Source organism: Nocardioides sp. Z35_8 (genome assembly GCF_059621125.1).
In genome coordinates, this window is sequence record NZ_JCAQIE010000001.1 from 1,199,609 (window position 1) to 1,219,942 (window position 20,334).

Here is a 20,334-nt window from a genome sequence, read left to right on the forward strand (position 1 = left end):
GATGGCAGAGCGCAAGGGCTGGACCCGTGAGCAGATGGCCGCGCGGGCGGCCTCGGAGCTGCAGGACGGCTCGTACGTCAACCTGGGGATCGGGCTGCCGACGCTGGTGCCCAACTACGTCGGCGACGACGTGGAGCTGGTGCTGCAGTCGGAGAACGGCATCCTCGGCGTGGGGGCCTACCCGTTCGAGGGCGAGGAGGACCCCGACCTGATCAACGCGGGCAAGGAGACGGTGACGCTGCGCAAGGGCGCGTCGTTCTTCGACTCCGCGCAGTCGTTCGGGATGATCCGGGGCGGCAAGATCGACGCCGCGATCCTCGGCGCGATGCAGGTCTCCGCCAACGGCGACATCGCCAACTGGATGATCCCCGGCAAGATGGTCAAGGGCATGGGCGGCGCGATGGACCTGGTCCACGGCGCGAAGCGGGTGATCGTGCTGATGGAGCACACCGCCAAGGACGGCTCGCTGAAGATCCTCGACGAGTGCAACCTGCCCTACACCGGCAAGCGGGTCGTGCAGCGGATCATCACCGACCTCGCCGTCATCGACGTGATCGACCCCGCCACCGGCGAGGTCGCCCCCTCCGGCACCCTCGGTGACCGCGCGCTCAGGCTCGTCGAGCTCGCCCCCGGGGTCACCGAGGACGAGGTGCGGGAGAAGACGCAGCCGCCGCTGGTCTGAGGACCGGGTCGACGTCGCTCACTGGCCGGCGCGGTCGGGGCGGTCGCCCGCGAAGTACGTCTCGAGCTCCCGCAGGGTGGCCGGGTCGAGGGCGCGCTCGGGGTCCGCCGCGATCTCGCGCTCGAGGTGCTCGCGCGCGGCGTCGTAGAGCGGCGGGCCGAGGACGTGCGGCAGGTTGTCGACGTACCAGCGCCGGAAGACCCGCGCCCCGACCTGCTGGACGACGTGCGCGACGAGCCCCGGTCTGCCGCGCCGGACCCAGAAGCCGACCGCCCGGCCGAGGACGACGGAGATCCCGAGGGCCGCGCCCATCACGACCAGGGTGCCCACGATCTCGTCGCGAGCGAAGTTGTCCATCAGGGCCAGCAGCCCGCCGTAGTACACGGGGATGAGCACGTCCACCTCTCCCACCAGCGGACGGACCTGCTCGGCGACCTCGCTGAGCTGCCTCACCGCCTCGAGGTCGGGCTTGGCGTCCCAGGCGTTGTCGACGTGCTCCACGGCCGAGCGGACGTTGTCGTAGGTGCCCCGGATGCCGTCGATCTCGAGGACCGATCGAGCCTCGCCCAGCTGCTCGTAGGTCGACTCGATCGCGCCCAACGTCTCCACGCTGTCGTCCGCCGTCCGCTCGAGCTCGTCCTGCGAGACGGTGTGGTCGTTGAGGTAGGCGATCGCTGACTGGATCTCCTCGCGGTGGTCGACGGCGTAGCTCGCCTGTTCGTACCGCTCCGCCAGGTTGGGCACCGCCCGCACGGCGTCGCCGGCCTTGCCCGCCACCGTCTCCGCGTCGCTCAGCGCGACGCTGAGGGCGGCTCCCGCGCCATAGGCCTTGATGAACATCTCCACGAGCGAGCCGCGCAGCAGCCGCCCGATCTCCAGCCCGCGCCACAGGGGCGGTCGTTCGTCAGGCATGGCGGGATCCTTCGCGTCGTCCTGCGGGGCGCTGATGCCGGCGGAGCGGTCCTCCGCCAGGGGATCGTCTCAAACGTCCTGGCTGGATCCGGCAGAAGGACGCGTGGTGTCGGGCAGGCCGGTCCGAAGAACACCCCCAAGGGGGGTCGTGCCGTGCCTGGCCCCGAGCCGGGAGGCTCAGCCCGGCCGGTGCTGGACCCGCGTCAGGCCTCGCCGCCGGCTCCGGCCGACCAGTCGGGCAGCTGCTGGAGGGCCCAGCCGTTGCCGTCGGGGTCGGTGAAGTGGACGAAGCGCCCCCACGCCAGCTCGTCCACCTCGCTGACCTCGACGCCGCGCTCGAGCAGCTCCGCGCGGGTGGCGTCGGCGTCCGCGACCACCATCTGCAGGTTGTCGAGCGAGCCGGGCTCGAGCCGGGTCAGCCCCTTGCCGACGGCGATCGAGCAGGCCGACCCCGGCGGCGTCAGCTGCACGAAGCGCACCTCGTCGCTGACCGTCTGGTCGTGATCGGCGACGAAGCCGACCTTCACGTAGAACTCCTTGGCCCGGTCGACGTCCGTCACGGGCACCATCACCAGCTCCAGCTTCATGTCCATCGACCGAGGCTAGGACCGCATCAGGTCACCGGCTGACCTCAAGGCCGTCCGATCGCGCCGCCGACACCAGGTGGGCGATCGCCCCCCATGTCGGCCCGCGTGATATCTCTAGTAACTCACTACAGATAATCCTGAAAGGTCGTGCGTGATGGAGTTCCTCTGGTACATCCCCAACCAGGCATCGCCCGGGCACCGGCTCGACGACACGGTCGAGGGCCACAACAGCCTGCAGCGGCTCGCCCACCTCGCCCGGCTCACCGAGGACCACGGGTGGGGCGGCGCCCTGATCGGCACCGGGTGGAGGCGACCCGACAGCTTCACCGTCGCCACCGCCCTGGCTGCGGCGACCACGACCTTCAACCCGCTCATCGCGATCCGGCCGGGCTACTGGACGCCGGCCCACTTCGCCTCGTCCGCCGCCACGCTCGACCGGCTCTCCGGCGGCCGGGTGAAGGTCAACATCGTGAGCGGGCCCGACCACCAGCCGCAGTACGGCGACGACGAGGGCGACCAGGCGCAGCGCTACGCCCGCACGCGCGAGTTCATGCGCCTGGTGCGCCGCTACTGGACCGAGGACGACATCGCCTTCGACGGCGCCCACTATCGCGCCTCGGGCGCCACGCTCGAGCACAAGCCGGTGGCGCGCGAGGGCCGTCCGCACCCCCAGCTCTACTTCGGCGGCGCGTCCGAGGCCGCCCAGCGCACGGCCGCCGCGGAGGCCGACGTGCAGCTCTTCTGGGGCGAGCCCCTCGACGGTGTCGCCGCACGGATCGAGCACCTCCGCGCGCTGAGCGCCGAGCTCGACCGCGACCTGCCCCCGTTGGAGTACGGCCTGCGCATCACCACCCTGGTGCGCGACACCACCGACCAGGCGTGGGCCGACGCGGAGGCCAAGGTCGCCGCCATGGCGCAGGGCCAGCACGAGTGGGCCGCCGACCCGGGCCGCCGGGTCGCCGTCGGCCAGCAGCGCCTCCTCGACCTCGCGGAGCGGGGCGACGTGCTCGACGACTGCCTCTACACCGCTCCCGGTCGCGTGGGCGGTGGCGGCGCGGGCACCACCTGGCTGGTCGGCTCGCCCGACGACGTGGCCAAGGCGCTGCGGCGCTACGCCGACCTCGGCGTCACCCACTTCGTGCTGAGCGACACGCCGTACGAGCAGGAGATCGCGCGCGTCGGCGACGCGCTGCTGCCGCTCCTGCGCTGATCTCCACCCGCGAGCCGGGTCCGCCGAGCGCGGGTGCACGGGAACTCCTGTCACTCCAAAAACAATAAAGTCGAGTTGTTTACAGTACTTTGAAGGTCCGTAGTCCCGAGAAGGAGAATCCCTGATGCCACGACGAGGGCTCACCCGCCCCCTGATCCGAGCGGCCGCGCTGGCCAGCGCCGGCCTCCTGGCCCTCTCCGCCTGCGGAGGCGACCAGGCGGGACCGCGGCTCGAGCTGACCGCCGCCCTCCCCGACGCCCCTGCCGACGACACCGTGCTGCGCGTCGGCGACCCCGCCACGCAGGTCGCCCTCGAGACGTCCGGCCTGATCGACGACCTGGACGTCGAGGTCGAGTGGGCGAACATCACCGGCGGCCCCAAGACCCTGGAGGCGTTCCGCGCCGACGCCATCGACATCGGCTCGGTGGCCGACATCCCGCCGCTCTTCGCCCACTGGACCGGCACCGACGTCCGGATCGTCGCCGCGCGGGAGACCGTCGACCCGATGGAGCACCCGACGTACGAGCTCGGCGTGGCCCCCGGCGTCGACGTGGAGTCGATCGAGGACCTCAAGGGCAAGAAGATCGCCTACAGCCCCGGCCAGGCGCAGGGGGCGCTGGTGCTCAACGTGCTCCGCGCGGCCGGCCTGAGCCAGGACGACGTGGAGTTCGTCGAGATGCAGAGCGTCGACGACGCGTTCTCCGTCGCGCTCGCCGGCAAGCAGGTCGACGTCGCGCCCCTCGGCCAGACCCTGGTCAAGACCTACCTCGCCAAGTACGAGCGCGACGGCGCCACGACGATCCTCCCGGGCGTGCGGGACGACGCGTGGACGCTCTACGCGCCGACCGCCGTGCTCGAGGACGCCGACAAGGCCGCCGCGATCAAGGAGTTCGTCGTCGCCTGGGCGAAGGCGCAGCAGTGGATCTCCGAGCACCCCGACGAGTTCGCCCAGGCCTACTACGTCGACCACGAGGGCCTCGCGCCCGAGGACGCCACGCACGTCGTCGAGGCGCTCGGCGAGTACACGGTGCCCACCGACTGGGACGAGTTCATCGCGCGCCACCAGGAGACCGTCGACACGCTGGTCGAGGCCCAGGGCCAGGAGCCGCTGAAGGTCGAGACCCTCTACGACCGCCGCTACGAGAAGGCCATCGCGGCCGCGCTGGAGGGCTCATGACGACCCTCGCCGCACCCGCCCGCGCACTCGCCGAGGCGGAGGACGTACGCCCGGCCCGGCGGCGGCTCGGCCCGGGCAGGCCGATCCGCTTCGGTGGCCTCATCGGCATCGCCGCGCTCCTGGCGGCCTGGGTGGTGGGGTCCGCGACCGGACTCCTCGACCCGCGCACGCTCACCGAGCCATGGACGGTGCTGGAGACGGCCGGGACGCTCATCGAGAACGGCCGCCTCCAGGAGGGGCTGCTCACCTCGGGCCTCAGGGCGGCCCTGGGCCTGGGCCTCGGCGTCGTCGTCGGCACCGTTCTCGCACTGCTGTCGGGCCTGTCCCGGATCGGGGAGTCCCTCATCGACGGGCCGATCCAGGTCAAGCGCTCCATCCCGACGCTCGCCCTCATCCCGCTGCTGATCCTGTGGCTCGGGATCGGCGAGCCGATGAAGGTCATCACGATCGCCCTCGCGGTGTTCGTGCCCATCTACATCCACACCCACAACGGCCTGCGCACCATCGAGGGCAGGTATGCCGAGCTCGCCGAGACGCTCGGTGTCACGCGCGGTGAGTTCATCCGCCACGTGGTGCTCCCCGGCGCGATGCCCGGCTTCCTGCTCGGCCTGCGCTTCGCGGTGACCTCCTCGCTGCTCGCGCTGGTCGTCGTCGAGGTCATCAACGCCACGAGCGGCATCGGCCACATGATCACGCTCGCGTCCAACTACGGACAGACCGACGTCATCGTCGTCGGCCTGGTCGTCTACGCGATGCTCGGCGTCACCGCCGACGCGATCGTCCGACTGATCGAGAGGAAGGCACTGTCATGGCGTCGCACACTGGCGAGCTGAGCACCCAGCACGAGCAGGCGGTGCGGGTCACGTCCCTGCACCGCAGCTTCAACGAGGCGGGAGGCGTGCTCAACGGCCTCGACCTCGACATCGCCCCGGGCGAGTTCGTGGCGCTGCTGGGTCGCAGCGGGTCGGGCAAGAGCACCCTGCTGCGCGCCCTGGCCGGCCTCGACCGCGACGTCGCCGGCACCGGAGTCATCGAGGTGCCGGAGAAGGTCTCGGTGGTGTTCCAGGACTCCCGACTGCTGCCGTGGAAGCGCGTGCTCGACAACGTCACCCTGGGCCTGCGCGACCGCGACGCCGCCGAGCGCGGCGTCCGGGCGCTCGACGAGGTCGGTCTCGCCGGGCGGGAGAGGGCATGGCCGCACGAGCTCTCCGGCGGCGAGCAGCAGCGCGCCTCCCTGGCCCGCTCGCTGGTCCGCGACCCGCAGCTGCTGCTGGCCGACGAGCCCTTCGGCGCGCTCGACGCGCTGACCCGGATCCGGATGCACACGCTGCTGCGCAAGCTGTGCGAGGTGCACCGCCCGGCCGTCCTGCTGGTGACCCACGACGTCGAGGAGGCGATCGTGCTGGCCGACCGCGTCATCGTGCTGGACGGCGGCGTCGTACGCCACGACGCGCGCGTCGAGCTCGAGGGCCGGCGCTCGCAGGCCGACCCGGCCTTCGCCCGCCTCCGGGCCCGGCTGCTGGCCGAGCTCGGTGTCGAGGACGACCACGACGCCGCACCGGCGCGCCTCGACCGTGCCGTGGACAGCGCCGTGGACCGGGCGGCGTCATGACCGGCCGGCAGCTCCACCTCAACCTCTTCATCTACCCCGACGGCCACCACGAGGCGGCCTGGCGGCACCCGGACAGCCAGACCGACCGGATCCTCGACATCACCTACTACCAGGAGCTCGCCCAGCGCGCGGAGGCGGCGAAGTTCGACGCCGTCTTCTTCGCCGACGGCCCCTCCCTGGCCGAGAACATCCAGTACGCCGCCCGCTTCCGCCTCGAGCCGATCACCGTGATGACGGCGATCGTGGCCGCGACCGAGCGGATCGGCGTGATCGGCACCGCGTCGACCACCTACACCGAGCCCTACAACCTCGCCCGGCAGTTCTGCGGGCTCGACCACCTCAGCGGTGGCCGCGCCGGCTGGAACATCGTCACGACGGGCGCGGCCGACGCGGCGCTCAACTTCGGCCTCGACGCCCACCCGCTGCACCGCGACCGCTACGAGCGGGCCGAGGAGTACCTCGAGGTCGTGACCAAGCTCTGGGACAGCTGGGAGGACGACGCGGTCGTCGCCGACCGGGAGAGCGGGATCTTCGCCGACCCCGACAAGATCCACCGCGTCGACCACGTCGGCAAGCACTTCCGGGTGGCGGGCCCGCTCAACGCGCCCCGCTCGCCGCAGGGCCGGCCGGTCTACGTGCAGGCCGGCTCGTCGGAGGACGGGCGCGCCTTCGCGGCCCGCTGGGCCGAGGCGATCTTCACCGCCCACCAGACGATCGGGTCGGCCCAGGAGTTCTACGCCGACATCAAGCGGCGGGCGCAGGCGCAGGGTCGCGACCCACGGGGGCTCAAGGTGCTGCCGGGCATCAGCCCGTTCATCGGGTCCACGGCGCGGGAGGCCGAGGACCTGCACCAGCAGCTCAACGACCTCACCCAGCCGGAGTACTCGCTCGCGCAGCTCAACCGGCTGACCGGCGTCGACCTCTCGGCGTACGACCTCGACGGTCCCTTCCCGCGCGAGGTGATCGACGCGAGCGAGGAGCGCAGCGAGGGCAGCAGGTTCCAGCTGGTGCTCGACATCGTCGAGCGCGAGCAGCCGACGCTGCGCCAGCTCTGCCACCGCCTCGCCGGTGCCCGCGGCCACCGGGTCGTCACCGGCACCCCCGACCAGGTCGCCGACACCATCCAGGAGTGGGCGGAGTCGGGAGCCGCCGACGGCTTCAACGTGATGCCGCCGTGGCTGCCGGGAGGCATCGAGGTCTTCATCGACGAGGTCGTGCCGATCCTGCGTGCACGCGGGCTGTTCCGCGAGGAGTACACAGGAAGCACCCTCCGCGAGCACCTCGGCCTCGAACGACCCGCCAGCCAGTACGCACCCACCTTCAACGAGAGGACCGCATGAGCTTCGACCACTACCGCCCCCTGGGGCGGACCGGCGTCCAGGTCAGTCCACTGACCCTCGGCGCGATGATGTTCGGCGCGTGGGGCAACCCCGACCACGACGAGTCGATCGCGATCATCCACCGTGCGCTCGACGCCGGCATCAACGTCATCGACACCGCCGACGTCTATGCCCGCGGTGAGTCGGAGGAGATCGTCGGCAAGGCGCTGAAGGCCCGCACGGGCAGCCGCGACGACGTCTTCCTCGCCACCAAGTTCCACGGCACCATGCACGACGAGGACCCCAACCAGGCCGGCAACTCGCGTCGCTGGATCATCCGCGAGGTCGAGCACTCGCTGCGACGCCTGCAGGTCGACCACATCGACCTCTACCAGGTGCACCGGCCGCGGCCCGAGGTCGACATCGACGAGACCCTCGGTGCCCTGACCGACCTCGTCCGCCAGGGCAAGGTGCGCTACATCGGCACCTCGACGTTCCTGCCCTCCCAGGTCGTGGAGGCGCATTGGGTGGCGGAGAAGCGCAACCGGGAGCGCCCTGTCACCGAGCAGCCGCCGTACTCGATCCTCGCTCGCGAGGTCGAGCGCGACATCCTGCCGACCGCACAGAAGTACGGCCTCGGCGTGCTCCCCTGGAGCCCGCTCGCGGGAGGCTGGCTCTCGGGTCGCTACCGCCGCGGCGAGGACCCGGCGGTGACGTCGAGCCGGCTGCGCCGCCAGCCCGCGCGTCACGACCCGTCCTCGCCGGAGAACAAGGTCAAGCTCGAGGCGGTCTTCGCGCTGCAGGAGCTGGCCGACGAGGCGGGGCTGTCGCTGATCCACCTCGCCCTCGGCTTCGTGCTCGCGCACCCGGGGGTGTCCTCGGCCATCATCGGCCCGCGGACCCTCGAGCAGCTCGAGTCGCAGCTCGGCGTGGAGAAGGTCGTGCTGCCGTCCGACGTGCTCGACCGGATCGACGAGATCGTCCCGCCCGGCACCACGCTCAACGAGGCAGACCGGGGTTACGCACCGCCGGCCCTCGTCGAGGCGGCGCTCCGGCGCCGCTGATCGCGCGCGCCGCCCGGCCCCGAGGGGAGGGCCGGGCGGCGGGTCGCGGGGGAGCGGGCGACGGCAGGTGTTCCAATAATGGAGCAGTCACTCTAGTATCCCGAGCATGACCGTCGCTGCCGGACCCGTCGACCAGGCGTCGCGGTCGCTGGGACCGGACCTCGCGCGCGGCGTCATGCTGCTCGCGATCGCACTGGCCAATTCGCACTACTTCCTCGAGGGGTCGTCGTACCTCGGCGGCTACCCGCTCGACCAGGGTTCGCTCGACCGGGCGGTCGCGTGGGCGACCACGACGTTCGTCGATGGTCGGGCCTTCCCGATGTTCGGCCTGCTCTTCGGCTACGGCGTCAGCCAGATCGTGCGGCGGCAGGGCGACGCCAGGCCCCGGGACGTACGTCGCCTGCTCTGGCGCCGCGCCGGCGTCCTGGTCTGCGTCGGATTCCTGCACGCGGTGCTGCTCTTCGTGGGCGACATCCTCGCCGCCTACGGGGTGCTCCTCCTGGTCGGTGCCTGGGCCGTGCGGTGGAAGGACGGATGGCTGCTCGGCGTCGCAGCCGCCTTCCTCGTGCTCGTCGCGCTGCCCGACGACGGCGCCCTGGGGGACGCCACCGGGGGGCCGGACGTCGCAACGATGCTGCCGACCGGCCTCGTCACGATGGTGGTCGACCGCGCCACCGCGTCGGGCTTCATCGCCCTTCTGGGACCGGTCGGCTTCGCGTGCCCCTTCCTGGTCGGCCTGTGGGCCGGCCGCCGCCGGTTGCTCGAGCCGCCGTCGCCCGAGGCGCGGGCCAGGCGGGCCCGTGGCCTCCTCGTCGTCGGCCTGACGGGTGTTGCCGCGGCCGTCGTCGGCGCCCAGCCGCTCGCCCTGCTCCAGCTCGACGGCCGGGTGCCCGGCGGTGCCACCGTCTCCGGGCCGGCCGCGCTCCACGACGCGACCGGGGTCCTGGGCGGCTTCGGCTATGCGGCCCTGATCGCGCTGGTCGCGCTGCGCCTCGAGGAGACCGGGCGCGCGCAGGGGAGGACGGTGCTGGCCCTGCAGGCCGTCGGCCAACGGTCCATGACGTGCTACCTCGCGCAGTCGGTGGTGTGGACGCTGGCCTTCACTCCTGTGCTGCTCGGGCTCTCCGACGACCTGACCATCGCCGCCAACGCGGTGCTCGCCGTCCTCACCTGGCTGCTCACGGTGGCGCTCGCCGACTGGATGCGCCGGACCGGCAGGCGCGGACCGTTCGAGGTGCTCGTCAGGCAGGTGACCTACCGCTGACCTCCGGACGCGCCGCGGCCCGGGCACCGACCACCACCCCGAGCACGCCGATGACGACCGCGAGGGCGTAGACCACCGAGAAGGGATCGACGTCGGCGCGCACCGCAGCGGCGTAGGCGATGCCGCTCACCGACAGCGCCAGCGCGGCGCCCAGCGAGTCGGCGACGGTGAGGGCCGAGGAGTTGAAGCCACGGTCCTCGTCGGTGGCCGAGGCGAGCATCGCCACGCCCGTGCGGGGATAGGCGAAGCCCATGCCGATGCTGGCGAGGACGTAGGCCGCGATGGGAGCCGGCGCCGGGACGCCCGTGCCCCTGGAGCGGAGCCAGACGAGGGCCGCGATGCCCGCGACACCGAGCAGCACGACGCTCGTGCCGAACCGGAACGCGGCGCCGTGCGAGACGCGCTCACCCAGGCGCGAGGAGACCTGGCTGGACGCCGCCCACACCACGCCGACGAGGGTCAGGGCGATGCCGGCCTGGCCGGGAGTGAGGTCCCACCGCTCCTGGAGGACGTAGACGATGTAGGCCTCGGCGCAGAAGAACGAGGCGGCGAGCAGGCCGCGGGTGGCGATCACGGCCGGCAGGCCGCGCCCGCCGGTGAGCGTTCCCGCGGGCAGCAGCGGGCGGACGCCGACGACGACCAGCACGAACGCGAGCGCCGCGGCCACCAGGGTGGCACCGGTCCCGGAGCCGAGCAGCTCGAGCGCGAGCACCGCTGCGGCGGCGAGCACCGCCCAGCCGAGGCGGGACAGGGACGCCGCGCCCGGCTCCGCGGGGGCGGGCTGCCGCCGGGCGGTGGGGGTCACCAGGACCGCCGACACCGCGACCAGGAACACGATCCCCAGGAAGACCCACCGCCAGCCGACCGCGTGCGCGACGAACGCGGCCACCCCGGGTCCGAACAGGGCCGGCAGGACCCATGCGGCGGCGAAGGCGGCGAAGATGGCGCCGCGGAGCCGGGCGGGGTAGACCAGCCCGACCAGCACGTAGGCCACGACGATCATCGCGCCGCTGCCCAGCCCCTGCACGATGCGCCCCACGACGAAGAGCTCCATCGCCGGTGCCGTCCCGCACACGAGGAGGCCGAGCGAGAAGGTCACCAGCGAGGCCAGCAGCGGCTGGAACGGACCGCGGCGGTCGGCCCACATGCCCGCAGCCACCATGCCGACGACGCCGCTGGCGAAGGGGGCGGCGAACGCGAGGGCGTAGTAGTCGAAGCCGTCGAGGCTGCGCGCGACGGTCGGCATCACGGTGGTCACCGCCATCGCCTCGAAGGCGGCGAACGCGATGAGGGAGAACAGGCCGACCGTCGTGGCGGCGTAGGCCGGGGAGAGGATCCGCTCGCGCGGCTCGTCGGTGCCCGGCGTGGTGCTGGTGCTCACTCGGTGACGGTAGGGCCTGCCGTGCACACGAGGTCAACCGGGTTGTGCTCCGGAATAATCGCGGCGTCGCGGACGCTGCGCCGACAGTGACTGCTCTCTCCGTGCTCGACCTCGTGCCCGTCCGCAGCGACCAGACCACCGGTGACGCCATCGCCGCCTCGCGCGACCTCGTCCGCGTCGCCGACGACCTCGGCTACCGCCGCTACTGGGTCGCCGAGCACCACAACATGCCGGCCGTCGCCGCCACCAACCCGCCCGTCCTCATCGCGATGCTCGCCTCCGCGACCGAGCGCATCCGGGTCGGCTCGGGCGGCGTGATGCTGCCCAACCACGCGCCGTTGGTCGTCGCCGAGCAGTTCGCCCTGCTCGAGGCCGCCTTCCCCGGCCGCATCGACCTGGGCATCGGCCGGGCCCCCGGCACCGACCCGCTCACCAGGTACGTCCTGCGCGGCGGGAGCGCGGAGTCCGCCGACGAGGCGGTCACCAAGTTCCCCGACTACGTCGAGGACATCCGCACCCTGATGACCACCGAGGGCGTGGAGCTCCAGGTCGGCCCGCGCCGCCAGCCGCTCCGCGCGACCCCCGCCGCCCGCACGCTGGCCGACATGTGGCTGCTCGGCTCGAGCGACTACTCGGCTCGCCTGGCCGCCGAGAAGGGCCTGCCCTACGTCTTCGCGCACCACTTCTCGGGGGAGGGCACGGGCGTGGCGCTCGACCTCTACCGCTCGTCCTACCGCCCGTCGCCGGAGTATCCCGAGCCCCGCACGTTCCTGACCGTCAACGCCGTCGTGGCCGAGACCGAGGAGGAGGCGCGCCGCCGCGCGCTGCCCAACGTGCAGCAGATGATCGCGCTGCGCACCGGCGCCCCCCTGCACGCCCAGCGGCTCGTCGAGGAGGCCGAGGCGGTCGAGCTGACGCCCGACCAGCGCGCGCTCGCCGAGGCGATGGCGCGGCGTTGGATCGTCGGCGCCCCCGAGCAGGCGCGCGCCCGGATCGAGGAGCTCGCCCAGGAGTTCGGCGTCGACGAGGTGATGGTGCACCCGGTCGCGGGCGCCGCGGCCGGCACCGACGTACGCACCTCGCCGGCGCGCGAGGAGACGCTGCGGCTGCTCGTCGGCTGAGGGCCCTCAGTGCCGCTTCTCGAGCCCGACCGCCTCGCGCAGGTCCTCGACCGCGCCACGGAGACCGGGGTCGTCGGCGGCGCGTGAGTCCATCAGCGCGGCCATCGCCTCGGCGATCACGTTGAGCTTCTCCTGCATGGCCTCGGTGTTGCGACGCCCGGCGTTCTCCAACAGCACGAGCAGCAGCAGTGAGAGGACCGCACCGAAGGTGTGGATCGCCAGCTCCCACTTGGTGGTGCTCGACCAGAACGGATAGCTCGCCGCCCAGATCACCACGACCGCCACGACGACGGCGAAGAACGGCGCCCGGCTGATGGCCCTGGTCGACAGCTCGACGAACCGCTCGAAGGGGTCGAGCCCGTCGTGCTGCTTGCGGCTCTCCGCCGCCTCGGTGCGCTCCATGGACGGAACCTAGCGGGTCGGATCGGCCCCGGACCCCTCCCCCGAGGAGGTCCGGGGCCCTTCTCCTGCCCGAGGCCCGCGCTCAGACGAGCGCGAGTCCCGCGGCAGGCGTCACCCGCGCCGCCCGGCGCGCGGGCACGACGCAGGCGGCCAGCCCGGCGAGGGCCGCGACCAGCGCGACGGCTCCGAGCTGCCACACCGGGACGGTGAACCCGGCGCCGTCGACGACCCCGGCCACCATGACCTGCACCCCGACCCAGGCGAAGGCCAGGCCGATCGCGAGGCCCATCAGCGTCGCCACCGAGGACAGGAGCAGGCCCTCGGCCGCCATCGCGCGGCGCAGCTGCTCGCGCGTGAGTCCCATCGCCCGCAGCAGCGCGTTCTCCCGGCCGCGCTCGAGCACCGACAGCCCCAGCGTGTTGGCGATGCCGACCAGCGCGATGAGGATCGCCACGGCCATCAGGCCGACGACGGCACCGGTGAGGATGTCGACCTGGAGGTAGACCCAGCTGCGCTCGGTCCAGCCGCCGCCCAGGTCGGCGTCCGCCGCCCCGGCCAGCACCGCGAGGTCGCCCGACAGCTCATCCGCGTCGGCACCGTCCGCGGCCCTGGCCCACACCGCCATCGCTCGCGCGTCGGGGTCGAGCGCTGCGAGCGTGGTGGCGGACACCAGGCCCGAGCGTCCCCAGCCGCTGTCGGTCCGCACCTCGAGGGTGTGCTCGCGGCCGCCGACCGTGACGGTCGCCTCCCCCTGCCCGGCGCGCTCGGACAGCCGTGCCGGAAGCTCCGCGACCACGCTGTGGGGCAGGAGCAGCACGCCGTCGTCGGGCACCAGGTCGGCGGACCCGCGCACGACCCGGGTGCCGTCGTCCGCTGCGAGGAGGGTGAGCGCCACCTGTCCGATGGTGGCCGTAGTGCCGTCCAGCGCGACGGCTTCGGCGACCCCATCGGTGGCCGCGACCCGGTCGACGAGCGAGCCGTCCAGCGGCTCGTCGACCGCGGTGATGCTGGAGTCCAGCGGGTGCGAGTCGTCCATGTCCTGGTCGATCGCGGTGCGCGAGGAGGCCAGCCCCGTGAGGATCGCGGTCGTCAGGGTCACCCCGACGAGGAGCGAGGCGGCCGTGGTCGCCGTACGCCGCGGGTTGCGCACGGCGTTGCCGGTGGCGAGCCGGCGCACCGGCCCCCCGCCCGGCAGCGCGCCGGTCAGCCGGATCAGCCGCGGCACCAGCACCGGGCCGAGGAGGAGCACACCGACGAAGGCGAGCACGCCGCCGGCGAGCATCACCGGCACCGACTTCGTGGCGATCGCCGCCGCCAGCAGGACCCCGCCGGCCCCGATGCCGAGAGCGGCGAGGGCCAGGCGCCAGCGTCCGGCGGCCGACCGCACGTCCACGCCGGTGGCAGGTCGCAGGGCGGCGAGCGGGGCGACCCTCACGGCCGCGCGCGTCGGCAGCCAGGCGGCACCGAGCGTCACCAGGGTCCCCACCGCGAAGGCCGTGGCGGTCCAGACGGGGTCGAGCGCGGCCGGACCCATGTCGGTGAACCACCGGCGCACCAGCACGACGAGGCCGGCCCCGGCGAGCGTCCCGACGGCGACGCCGATCGCCGATGCGGCCACCCCCAGGACGAGGGCCTCGAGCCGGATCGCGCCTCGCAGCTGCCGGCGGGTGACGCCGACGCAGCGCAGCAGCGCGAAGTCGCGCATGCGCTGCGCGAAGAGGATGGCGAAGGTGTTGGTGATCACCAGCACGCCGACGAACAGCGCGATCGCGACGAACAGCAGCGCCATGATCGCGATGACGTCGACACCGCGGGTGATCTCGGCCTGGCGGGCGGCCGTCCAGTCGGACGAGGACGCGACCGTGGCGTCGGGAGCCACCTCGCGGGCCAGGTCCGCCGGGCCGTCCCACCCGACCGCGTCGATCCACAGCGTGTCCTCGAACCGCCGGAGGTCCTGCCACGGCACGTAGAGCGCGGCGCCGAGCGCCGCGGGGCTGTCCACCAGACCGACGATCTCGACGTCCGTCGCGGCAGACCCGCTGCCGATGCGGACCACGTCGCCGATGGCCATGCCCGCGGCCTTGCTCCGGTTGACGTCCGCCAGCGCCTCGCCGGCCTCCGCGGGGAACCGTCCGTCCTCGAGCTGCTGCCACTGCACGCGCGGGTCGAGGGACGCCTCCGCGATGTCCGCCGACGCCGCGAGCTGGACGCCGTCGCGCGCGACGGGCTCCATGGCGTAGCCGAGCGTCAGGACCGCGAAGCCGCCCTCGGCCGCGGCGTCCACGAGCCCGTTCACCTCGTCGGTGTCGTAGGTCGACACGACCCGGTCGACGCCCGCGACGGGCGCTCCGGTGTCCTCGGTCAGCCCGGACCGGGTGGCTCCGGTGAGCATCCCGATCACCACGATGAAGGCGACGCCGATGACGACGGCGAGCGACGCGGCGACGTACCTGCGGGTGTGGTGGCGCATCGACGCCAGGATCACGGTGCGCATCAGGCGCCCTTCCCGCGCAGTGCGGCGACCAGCTCGTCCTGGCCGGGGTCGGTGAGGTGGGCGGTGAGCGCGCCGTCGTGGATGACCACCACGTCGTCGGCGTAGGCCGCCGCGTCGAGCTCGTGGGTCACCAGGACGACCGTCATGCCGAGCTCGCGGACCGAGCGGCGCAGGTGATCGAGCACCTCGGCGCTGGCCTCGCTGTCGAGGTTGCCGGTGGGCTCGTCGGCGAAGACGATGGCAGGCTGGGTGACCAGGGCCCGAGCGATGGCGACGCGCTGCTGCTGGCCGCCGGAGAGCTGGCTGGGCAGGTGCCCGAGGCGGTCGGCGAGGCCGAGGACACCGACGACCTGGTCGTAGCGCTCGCGGTCGACGTCCCGGCCGGCGAGCTCGAGCGGGAGGACGATGTTCTGCCCGGCGGTGAGCATCGGCAGCAGGTTGAACGCCTGGAAGACGAAGCCGATGTGCTCGCGGCGGAAGAGGGTCAGGGCGGTGTCGTCGAGCCCGGCGAGGTCGCGTCCCGCGACGCTCACCGTGCCGCTCGTCGCGGCGTCGAGTCCGGCCAGGCAGTGCATCAGGGTCGACTTGCCGGAGCCGCTGGGGCCCATGATCGCGGTGAAGCGCCCGGCGGGCAGGTCGAGGTCGACGCCGCGCAGGGCGTGCACGGCGCTGTCGCCGGCTCCGTAGGTGCGGGTCAGCCCGCGGGCGCTCGCCGCCGTGCGGGTGGTCAGGTCGGGTGTCGTCGTCATGGGGACAACGCTCGTCGTTCGCGGCCCCCGGGTCGTCGGTCCCCGGCACGGACCTCCCGTCCCCCTGCGGTCGCACCCGGCGGGTCGGCGTACGACCGGGGGAGGACGCGGGGACGGGCTAGGGGGTGACCAGGCCCGACTCGTAGCCGAGCACCACGAGCTGCACGCGGTCGCGCGAGCCGGTCTTGGCCAGCACCCGGCCGACGTGGGTCTTCACGGTCGTCTCGGCGACGACGAGCGCGGCGGCGATCTCGGTGTTGCTGAGGCCGCGGGCGACCAGGGTCAGCACCTCGACCTCGCGGTCGGTGAGCTGTGCGAGTCGGTCGTCGACGAGCCCGGTCGTGGCAGGGTCGGGCAGCGCGGCGAAGTGGTCGAGCAGCCGGCGGGTGGTGCTCGGCGCGACGACGGCGTCGCCGGCTTGCACGGCCCGGATCGCGCCGAGGAGGTCGGGCGGGGCGGCGTCCTTGAGCAGGAACGCGGAGGCGCCGGCACGGATCGCGGCGAAGGCGTACTCGTCGAGGTCGAAGGTGGTCAGCACGATCACCCGCGGCGGCTCGGCGCCCGCCAGCAGCCGCCGGGTGGCCTCCACCCCGTCGACGCGGGGCATCCGGACGTCCATCAGCACCACGTCGGCGGCGGTGACCGACAGTCGCTCCAGCGCCTCGGCGCCGTCGCCGGCCTCGCCGACGACCTCCATGTCGTCCTGGCTCTCGACCAGCATCCGGAAGCCGGCGCGCACCATCTGCTGGTCGTCGACGAGGAAGACCCGGATCCGGTCGGCCGTGGGGTGCTCGCTCACAGCGGCAGCCTCGCAGACACCGCGAAGCCGCCGCCGGGCGCCGGGCCGGCCTCGAGGGTGCCGCCGTGGACGGCGGCGCGCTCGCGCATGCCGACCAGGCCCAGCCCACGTCCGTCGGCACCCGCCGCCGCACCCCGCCCGTCGTCACGCACGTCGATGGCGACCTCGCGGTCGACGGTGACCCGCACGTCCACGCTCGCGTCCGGTCCGGCGTGCTTGCGCACGTTGGTGAGCGCCTCCTGCACGATCCGGTAGGCCGCCAGCCCGACGCCGACGGGCACCTCGGGCACCTCGGCCACCCGGTCGGGGAGGTCGGCGGTGACCCGCATGCCGGCGGTGCGCGCCTCCTCGACCAGGTGGCGCACGTCGCCGAGCCCGGGCTGCGGCGCCACGCCCGTGTCGCCCTCGCGCAGCAGCCCCAGCAGGCGGCGCATCTCGGTCAGCGCCTCGCGGCCCGCGGCGGCGATCGTCTCGAGGGTGGCGACCGCCACGCCGGGGTCCTTCGCCGCGGCGTAGCGGGCGCCGTCGGCCTGCACGACGATCACCGACAGCCCATGGGCGACGACGTCGTGCATCTCGCGGGCGATGCGCGAGCGCTCGTCGCGGGCGGCGAGCTCGACCTCGCGCTCGGCCATCCGCTCGGCCTGCTCGGCGCGCGCGACCAGCGAGGCGACGTACTTCTCCCGCTCCTGGGCCGCGAAGCCCAGCGCCCAGGCGGTCGTGACGAGAGCGCCGATAGTCACGGCGTAGGGGACGATGTTGCCGGCGGTCAGCTCGCCGCCGAAGCCCAGGGTCCAACGGACCGCCGCGACCAGCGAGGCGGCGTAGCCGACGAGCAGCGCCGTCACCCCCTGCCAGCGCGGCGACCAGCGAGCCACGGCGTAGACGGCGATGGGGAACGCGAGCTGGCCGACGACCGGCTCGTGGTAGGCCACGGCCTGCACCGCGGACGCCGTGGCCACCGCGAGGAACACCCCCCAGGCGCGGGTGCGGCGCCAGAGCAGCGGGACCACCTCGGCGGTCGTGAGGAGCGCGGCCACCGGCTCCCCGACGGCGAGGTGGCCGACCATCCCGAGCACCACCAGCCCGCCGACGATCGACACGTCCAGCCACCGCCGCGCGCGCGGTCCCAGGCGCCACGGGTGCTGGTCCATGGTCGGACCCTAACCAGCGCGCGGTGCCGTTGCGTCAGCCCACGGGAGGACCCCGGTCCGCGCTCGTCCGTCCCGAGTAGGGTGCGAGCCATGACCCAGTGGGAATACCAGGTGGCGCCGATTCCGCTCCACAACGAGGCCCTGATGCTCAACAACTTCGGCCAGGACGGCTGGGATCTGGTGGCCATCCACACCAACGCCCAGGGCGGCCTGGTGGCGTTCCTCAAGCGCGCCAAGCCGGGGGCCTGACGTGGGCGCCGAGGCACGCCTCGCCGAGCTGGGGATCACCGTCCCCGACGTCGTCCCGCCGGTCGCGGCCTACCAGCCGACGTCCCGCACCGGTGACCTCGTCTTCACCTCCGGACAGCTCCCTGCCCGCGACGGCGAGATGATCGCCGTCGGCAAGCTCGGTGGCGACGTCAGCGAGGAGGTCGGCTACGAGTGCGCGCGCCAGTGCGCCCTCAACGCCCTCGCGGCGGTCAAGGCCGAGGTCGGCTCGCTCGACGCGGTCAAGCGCGTGGTCAAGGTCGTCGTCTTCGTCGCCTCGACGCCCGACTTCACCGGCCAGCCGAAGGTCGCCAACGGCGCCTCCGAGCTGCTCGGCGACGTCTTCGGCGACGCCGGCAAGCACGCCCGCTCCGCCGTCGGCGTCTCGGTGCTCCCGCTCGACGTGCCCGTCGAGGTCGAGATCGTCGTCGAAGTCTGAGCATGGAGCGACTTCCGCTCCCCGAGGCCCTCGTCGCCCAGGCCCGTTCGTACGCCGCGGGTGACGCGACGCCGGCCGAGCCGCGCGACGCCGCCACAGTGGTGCTGCTGCGCCCGTCCGCGTCGGGCCGCGGGTCCGACGTCTACCTGCTGCGCCGCCAGACCTCGATGGCCTTCGCCGGGGGCATGTGCGTGTTCCCCGGCGGCGGGGTCGACCCGCGCGACTTCGACGACGAGCTGGTCGGCCGCGGCCTCTGGGCGGGGCCGTCGCCGGCCGAGTGGGCCTTCCGGCTCGACTGCGACGAGCCGAGGGCCGTCGCGCTCGTGTGCGCCGCGGTGCGCGAGACCTTCGAGGAGTCGGGCGTCCTGCTCGCCGGCGCCGGTGCCGACTCGGTCGTGGCCGACACGACCGGCGACGACTGGGAGGCCGACCGCGTCGCCCTGGAGACGCGCGAGGTCTCGATGACCGCCTTCCTCGAGAGGCGCTCGCTGGTGCTGCGCACCGACCTCCTCGGCGCCTGGTCGGGCTGGCTGACCCCGGTCTTCGAGCCCCGGCGCTACCGCACCTGGTTCTTCGTCGCGCGGCTGCCCGAGGGCCAGGTGACCCGTGACGTGTCGAGCGAGTCGTCCTCGGTGATGTGGGTGCCCGCCCTCGACGCCGTCGAGCAGGTCGAGCGCGAGGACATCCTCATGCTGCCGCCGACCTGGCTGACCTGCCTCGAGGTGGGCCAGCAGGCCGGCCCCGACGCGGTGCTCGCGCAGGCGCGCGAGCGCCGGGTGGAGATGTTCACCCCGGAGGTGGTCGCCGACGGCGACGAGTTCGTCCTCTCGACGCCACCGGCCTACGCCGCGCTGATGGCCCAGCGATGAGGGGCCGGCGATGAGCTGGTCGGGCGGCGCCTTCGGGTCCACGGGCACCTGCGTGCTGGCGCCCAACGCCGGCGTGATGACCCTCGACGGCACCAACACCTGGGTGCTGCGCGACCCCGGGTCGTCGCGCTCGGTCGTCGTCGACCCGGGGCCCTCGATCGCCGCGCACCTCGACGCCGTCGACGTGGCGGCCGGTGACGTGGCGGTGGTGCTGCTGACCCACCACCACGCCGACCACAGCGAGGCGGCCCGCGACTACGCCGAGCGGCACGGGTGTGGCGTACGCGCGCTCGACCCGGCCCACCGGCTGGGCTCGGAAGGGCTCGACGAGGGCGACGTGGTGGCCGTCGGCGGGCTGGAGGTGCACGTCGTCGCGACGCCCGGGCACACGTCCGACTCGCTGTCGTTCGTCGTGCCGCAGGACCGCGCCGTGCTCACCGGCGACACGGTGCTGGGGCGCGGCACGACGGTCGTCGCGCACCCCGACGGGCAGCTCGGTGCCTACCTGTCGTCGCTGCAGCGGCTGCACGCCCTGTGCGGCGAGCAGGGCATCACCACGGTGTGGCCCGGCCACGGCCCGGTCATCGACGACGCCCTCGGCGCCCTCGACCACTACCTCGCCCACCGCCGTCGGCGGCTCGACCAGGTGCGCGACGCGCTGCGCGACCTGCACGCGGTGGAGCGCGAGGGCGGGTCCTTCCCCCACGACACGCTGCCGCGCGCCATCGTCGAGATCGTCTACGCCGACGTCGACCCGGTGCTGTGGGGCGCGGCCGAGCTGTCGGTGCGGGCCCAGCTGGCCCACCTCGACGAATGACCCCTTGCGCCCGGT

Annotated in this window: 21 protein-coding genes; 13 read left to right on the top strand and 8 right to left on the bottom strand. The window is 73.4% G+C overall.

The features are described from left to right. The first annotated feature begins 1 nt into the window (after position 1). Positions 2–682: a 3-oxoacid CoA-transferase subunit B gene (locus tag AC54T2_RS05790; RefSeq protein WP_496665738.1), complete on the top strand. Its 681-nt coding sequence runs from the start codon at positions 2–4 to the stop codon at positions 680–682. A gap of 18 nt (positions 683–700) precedes the next feature. Here AC54T2_RS05790 and AC54T2_RS05795 read toward each other — a convergent pair whose 3' ends face one another. Next, complete coding sequence (locus AC54T2_RS05795; RefSeq protein ID WP_489975526.1) at positions 701–1,594, bottom strand: hypothetical protein; 894 nt, start codon at positions 1,592–1,594, stop codon at positions 701–703. 203 nt (positions 1,595–1,797) lie between these two features. Next, the gene (locus tag AC54T2_RS05800) at positions 1,798–2,187 is read right to left on the bottom strand and encodes a VOC family protein (RefSeq protein ID WP_186339927.1); all 390 of its coding nucleotides are present in this window, start codon (positions 2,185–2,187) and stop codon (positions 1,798–1,800) included. Positions 2,188–2,335: 148 nt separating this feature from the next. Between AC54T2_RS05800 and AC54T2_RS05805 the strand changes: the two genes are divergently transcribed. From AC54T2_RS05805 to AC54T2_RS05835, 7 genes are all read left to right on the top strand, one after another. Then, on the top strand, positions 2,336–3,391 hold the full coding sequence (locus AC54T2_RS05805; RefSeq protein WP_496665739.1) for an LLM class flavin-dependent oxidoreductase: 1,056 nt from the start codon (positions 2,336–2,338) through the stop codon (positions 3,389–3,391). A gap of 124 nt (positions 3,392–3,515) precedes the next feature. Next, positions 3,516–4,568, top strand: a complete 1,053-nt coding sequence (locus AC54T2_RS05810; RefSeq protein WP_489975528.1) for an ABC transporter substrate-binding protein — start codon at positions 3,516–3,518, stop codon at positions 4,566–4,568. Next, the gene (locus tag AC54T2_RS05815; RefSeq protein ID WP_496665740.1) at positions 4,565–5,401 is read left to right on the top strand and encodes an ABC transporter permease; all 837 of its coding nucleotides are present in this window, start codon (positions 4,565–4,567) and stop codon (positions 5,399–5,401) included. Before AC54T2_RS05810 ends, AC54T2_RS05815 begins: the two co-directional genes overlap by 4 nt. Continuing rightward, positions 5,377–6,180, top strand: coding sequence for an ABC transporter ATP-binding protein (locus AC54T2_RS05820; protein ID WP_496665741.1), 804 nt, complete (start codon positions 5,377–5,379; stop codon positions 6,178–6,180). The genes AC54T2_RS05815 and AC54T2_RS05820 overlap by 25 nt, the downstream gene beginning before the upstream one ends. Then, complete coding sequence (locus AC54T2_RS05825; RefSeq protein WP_186339932.1) at positions 6,177–7,520, top strand: LLM class flavin-dependent oxidoreductase; 1,344 nt, start codon at positions 6,177–6,179, stop codon at positions 7,518–7,520. Before AC54T2_RS05820 ends, AC54T2_RS05825 begins: the two co-directional genes overlap by 4 nt. Further along, positions 7,517–8,563: an aldo/keto reductase gene (locus AC54T2_RS05830; protein ID WP_496665742.1), complete on the top strand. Its 1,047-nt coding sequence runs from the start codon at positions 7,517–7,519 to the stop codon at positions 8,561–8,563. The genes AC54T2_RS05825 and AC54T2_RS05830 overlap by 4 nt, the downstream gene beginning before the upstream one ends. Before the next feature lie 106 nt (positions 8,564–8,669). Beyond that, positions 8,670–9,827 (top strand): DUF418 domain-containing protein, encoded by a 1,158-nt coding sequence (locus tag AC54T2_RS05835; protein WP_496665743.1) that lies wholly within the window; start codon positions 8,670–8,672, stop codon positions 9,825–9,827. Here AC54T2_RS05835 and AC54T2_RS05840 read toward each other — a convergent pair. Further along, positions 9,805–11,208, bottom strand: a complete 1,404-nt coding sequence (locus AC54T2_RS05840) for an MFS transporter (protein WP_206054473.1) — start codon at positions 11,206–11,208, stop codon at positions 9,805–9,807. The two genes, AC54T2_RS05835 and AC54T2_RS05840, sit on opposite strands and share 23 nt — an antisense overlap. Before the next feature lie 86 nt (positions 11,209–11,294). Between AC54T2_RS05840 and AC54T2_RS05845 the strand changes: the two genes are divergently transcribed. Then, positions 11,295–12,329, top strand: a complete 1,035-nt coding sequence (locus tag AC54T2_RS05845) for an MsnO8 family LLM class oxidoreductase (RefSeq protein WP_489975533.1) — start codon at positions 11,295–11,297, stop codon at positions 12,327–12,329. 6 nt (positions 12,330–12,335) lie between these two features. On the opposite strand, the gene AC54T2_RS05850 is transcribed toward AC54T2_RS05845, so the two are convergent. From AC54T2_RS05850 to AC54T2_RS05870, 5 genes are all read right to left on the bottom strand, one after another. Then, entirely contained in the window at positions 12,336–12,731 is a 396-nt protein-coding gene (locus tag AC54T2_RS05850; RefSeq protein WP_186339936.1) for a low affinity iron permease family protein, read from the bottom strand. A gap of 82 nt (positions 12,732–12,813) precedes the next feature. Further along, positions 12,814–15,225 carry an ABC transporter permease gene (locus AC54T2_RS05855; protein ID WP_186339937.1) on the bottom strand — a complete coding sequence of 804 codons (2,412 nt, stop codon included), beginning with the start codon at positions 15,223–15,225 and terminating at the stop codon, positions 12,814–12,816. After that, positions 15,225–15,974: an ABC transporter ATP-binding protein gene (locus AC54T2_RS05860; RefSeq protein WP_496665744.1), complete on the bottom strand. Its 750-nt coding sequence runs from the start codon at positions 15,972–15,974 to the stop codon at positions 15,225–15,227. Before AC54T2_RS05860 ends, AC54T2_RS05855 begins: the two co-directional genes overlap by 1 nt. 118 nt (positions 15,975–16,092) lie before the next feature. Then, the gene (locus AC54T2_RS05865) at positions 16,093–16,773 is read right to left on the bottom strand and encodes a response regulator (RefSeq protein WP_496665745.1); all 681 of its coding nucleotides are present in this window, start codon (positions 16,771–16,773) and stop codon (positions 16,093–16,095) included. Further along, positions 16,770–17,927 carry a sensor histidine kinase gene (locus AC54T2_RS05870; RefSeq protein ID WP_496665746.1) on the bottom strand — a complete coding sequence of 386 codons (1,158 nt, stop codon included), beginning with the start codon at positions 17,925–17,927 and terminating at the stop codon, positions 16,770–16,772. Before AC54T2_RS05870 ends, AC54T2_RS05865 begins: the two co-directional genes overlap by 4 nt. Before the next feature lie 90 nt (positions 17,928–18,017). Between AC54T2_RS05870 and sp36 the strand changes: the two genes are divergently transcribed. Genes sp36 through AC54T2_RS05890 form a run of 4 tightly spaced genes read left to right on the top strand, consistent with a single transcriptional unit; the run spans position 18,018 to position 20,319 of the window. Then, the gene (gene sp36, locus AC54T2_RS05875) at positions 18,018–18,176 is read left to right on the top strand and encodes a Sp36 family protein (RefSeq protein WP_496665747.1); all 159 of its coding nucleotides are present in this window, start codon (positions 18,018–18,020) and stop codon (positions 18,174–18,176) included. Position 18,177: 1 nt separating this feature from the next. Further along, entirely contained in the window at positions 18,178–18,633 is a 456-nt protein-coding gene (locus AC54T2_RS05880) for a RidA family protein (protein WP_186339942.1), read from the top strand. A gap of 2 nt (positions 18,634–18,635) precedes the next feature. Continuing rightward, positions 18,636–19,502: an NUDIX hydrolase gene (locus tag AC54T2_RS05885; protein WP_496665748.1), complete on the top strand. Its 867-nt coding sequence runs from the start codon at positions 18,636–18,638 to the stop codon at positions 19,500–19,502. Positions 19,503–19,512: 10 nt separating this feature from the next. Next, positions 19,513–20,319 (top strand): MBL fold metallo-hydrolase, encoded by an 807-nt coding sequence (locus AC54T2_RS05890; RefSeq protein WP_186339944.1) that lies wholly within the window; start codon positions 19,513–19,515, stop codon positions 20,317–20,319. Positions 20,320–20,334 lie beyond the last annotated feature (15 nt).

Bases quoted from the DNA above. Each gene is read 5' to 3' on its own strand.
- AC54T2_RS05790 (WP_496665738.1), top strand. From the start codon at position 2: ATGGCAGAGCGCAAGGGCTGGACCCGTGAGCAGATGGCCGCGCGGGCG.
- AC54T2_RS05795 (WP_489975526.1), bottom strand. From the start codon at position 1,594: ATGCCTGACGAACGACCGCCCCTGTGGCGCGGGCTGGAGATCGGGCGG.
- AC54T2_RS05800 (WP_186339927.1), bottom strand. From the start codon at position 2,187: ATGGACATGAAGCTGGAGCTGGTGATGGTGCCCGTGACGGACGTCGAC.
- AC54T2_RS05805 (WP_496665739.1), top strand. From the start codon at position 2,336: ATGGAGTTCCTCTGGTACATCCCCAACCAGGCATCGCCCGGGCACCGG.
- AC54T2_RS05810 (WP_489975528.1), top strand. From the start codon at position 3,516: ATGCCACGACGAGGGCTCACCCGCCCCCTGATCCGAGCGGCCGCGCTG.
- AC54T2_RS05815 (WP_496665740.1), top strand. From the start codon at position 4,565: ATGACGACCCTCGCCGCACCCGCCCGCGCACTCGCCGAGGCGGAGGAC.
- AC54T2_RS05820 (WP_496665741.1), top strand. From the start codon at position 5,377: ATGGCGTCGCACACTGGCGAGCTGAGCACCCAGCACGAGCAGGCGGTG.
- AC54T2_RS05825 (WP_186339932.1), top strand. From the start codon at position 6,177: ATGACCGGCCGGCAGCTCCACCTCAACCTCTTCATCTACCCCGACGGC.
- AC54T2_RS05830 (WP_496665742.1), top strand. From the start codon at position 7,517: ATGAGCTTCGACCACTACCGCCCCCTGGGGCGGACCGGCGTCCAGGTC.
- AC54T2_RS05835 (WP_496665743.1), top strand. From the start codon at position 8,670: ATGACCGTCGCTGCCGGACCCGTCGACCAGGCGTCGCGGTCGCTGGGA.
- AC54T2_RS05850 (WP_186339936.1), bottom strand. From the start codon at position 12,731: ATGGAGCGCACCGAGGCGGCGGAGAGCCGCAAGCAGCACGACGGGCTC.
- AC54T2_RS05855 (WP_186339937.1), bottom strand. From the start codon at position 15,225: ATGCGCACCGTGATCCTGGCGTCGATGCGCCACCACACCCGCAGGTAC.
- AC54T2_RS05860 (WP_496665744.1), bottom strand. From the start codon at position 15,974: ATGACGACGACACCCGACCTGACCACCCGCACGGCGGCGAGCGCCCGC.
- AC54T2_RS05870 (WP_496665746.1), bottom strand. From the start codon at position 17,927: ATGGACCAGCACCCGTGGCGCCTGGGACCGCGCGCGCGGCGGTGGCTG.
- sp36 (WP_496665747.1), top strand. From the start codon at position 18,018: ATGACCCAGTGGGAATACCAGGTGGCGCCGATTCCGCTCCACAACGAG.
- AC54T2_RS05885 (WP_496665748.1), top strand. From the start codon at position 18,636: ATGGAGCGACTTCCGCTCCCCGAGGCCCTCGTCGCCCAGGCCCGTTCG.
- AC54T2_RS05890 (WP_186339944.1), top strand. From the start codon at position 19,513: ATGAGCTGGTCGGGCGGCGCCTTCGGGTCCACGGGCACCTGCGTGCTG.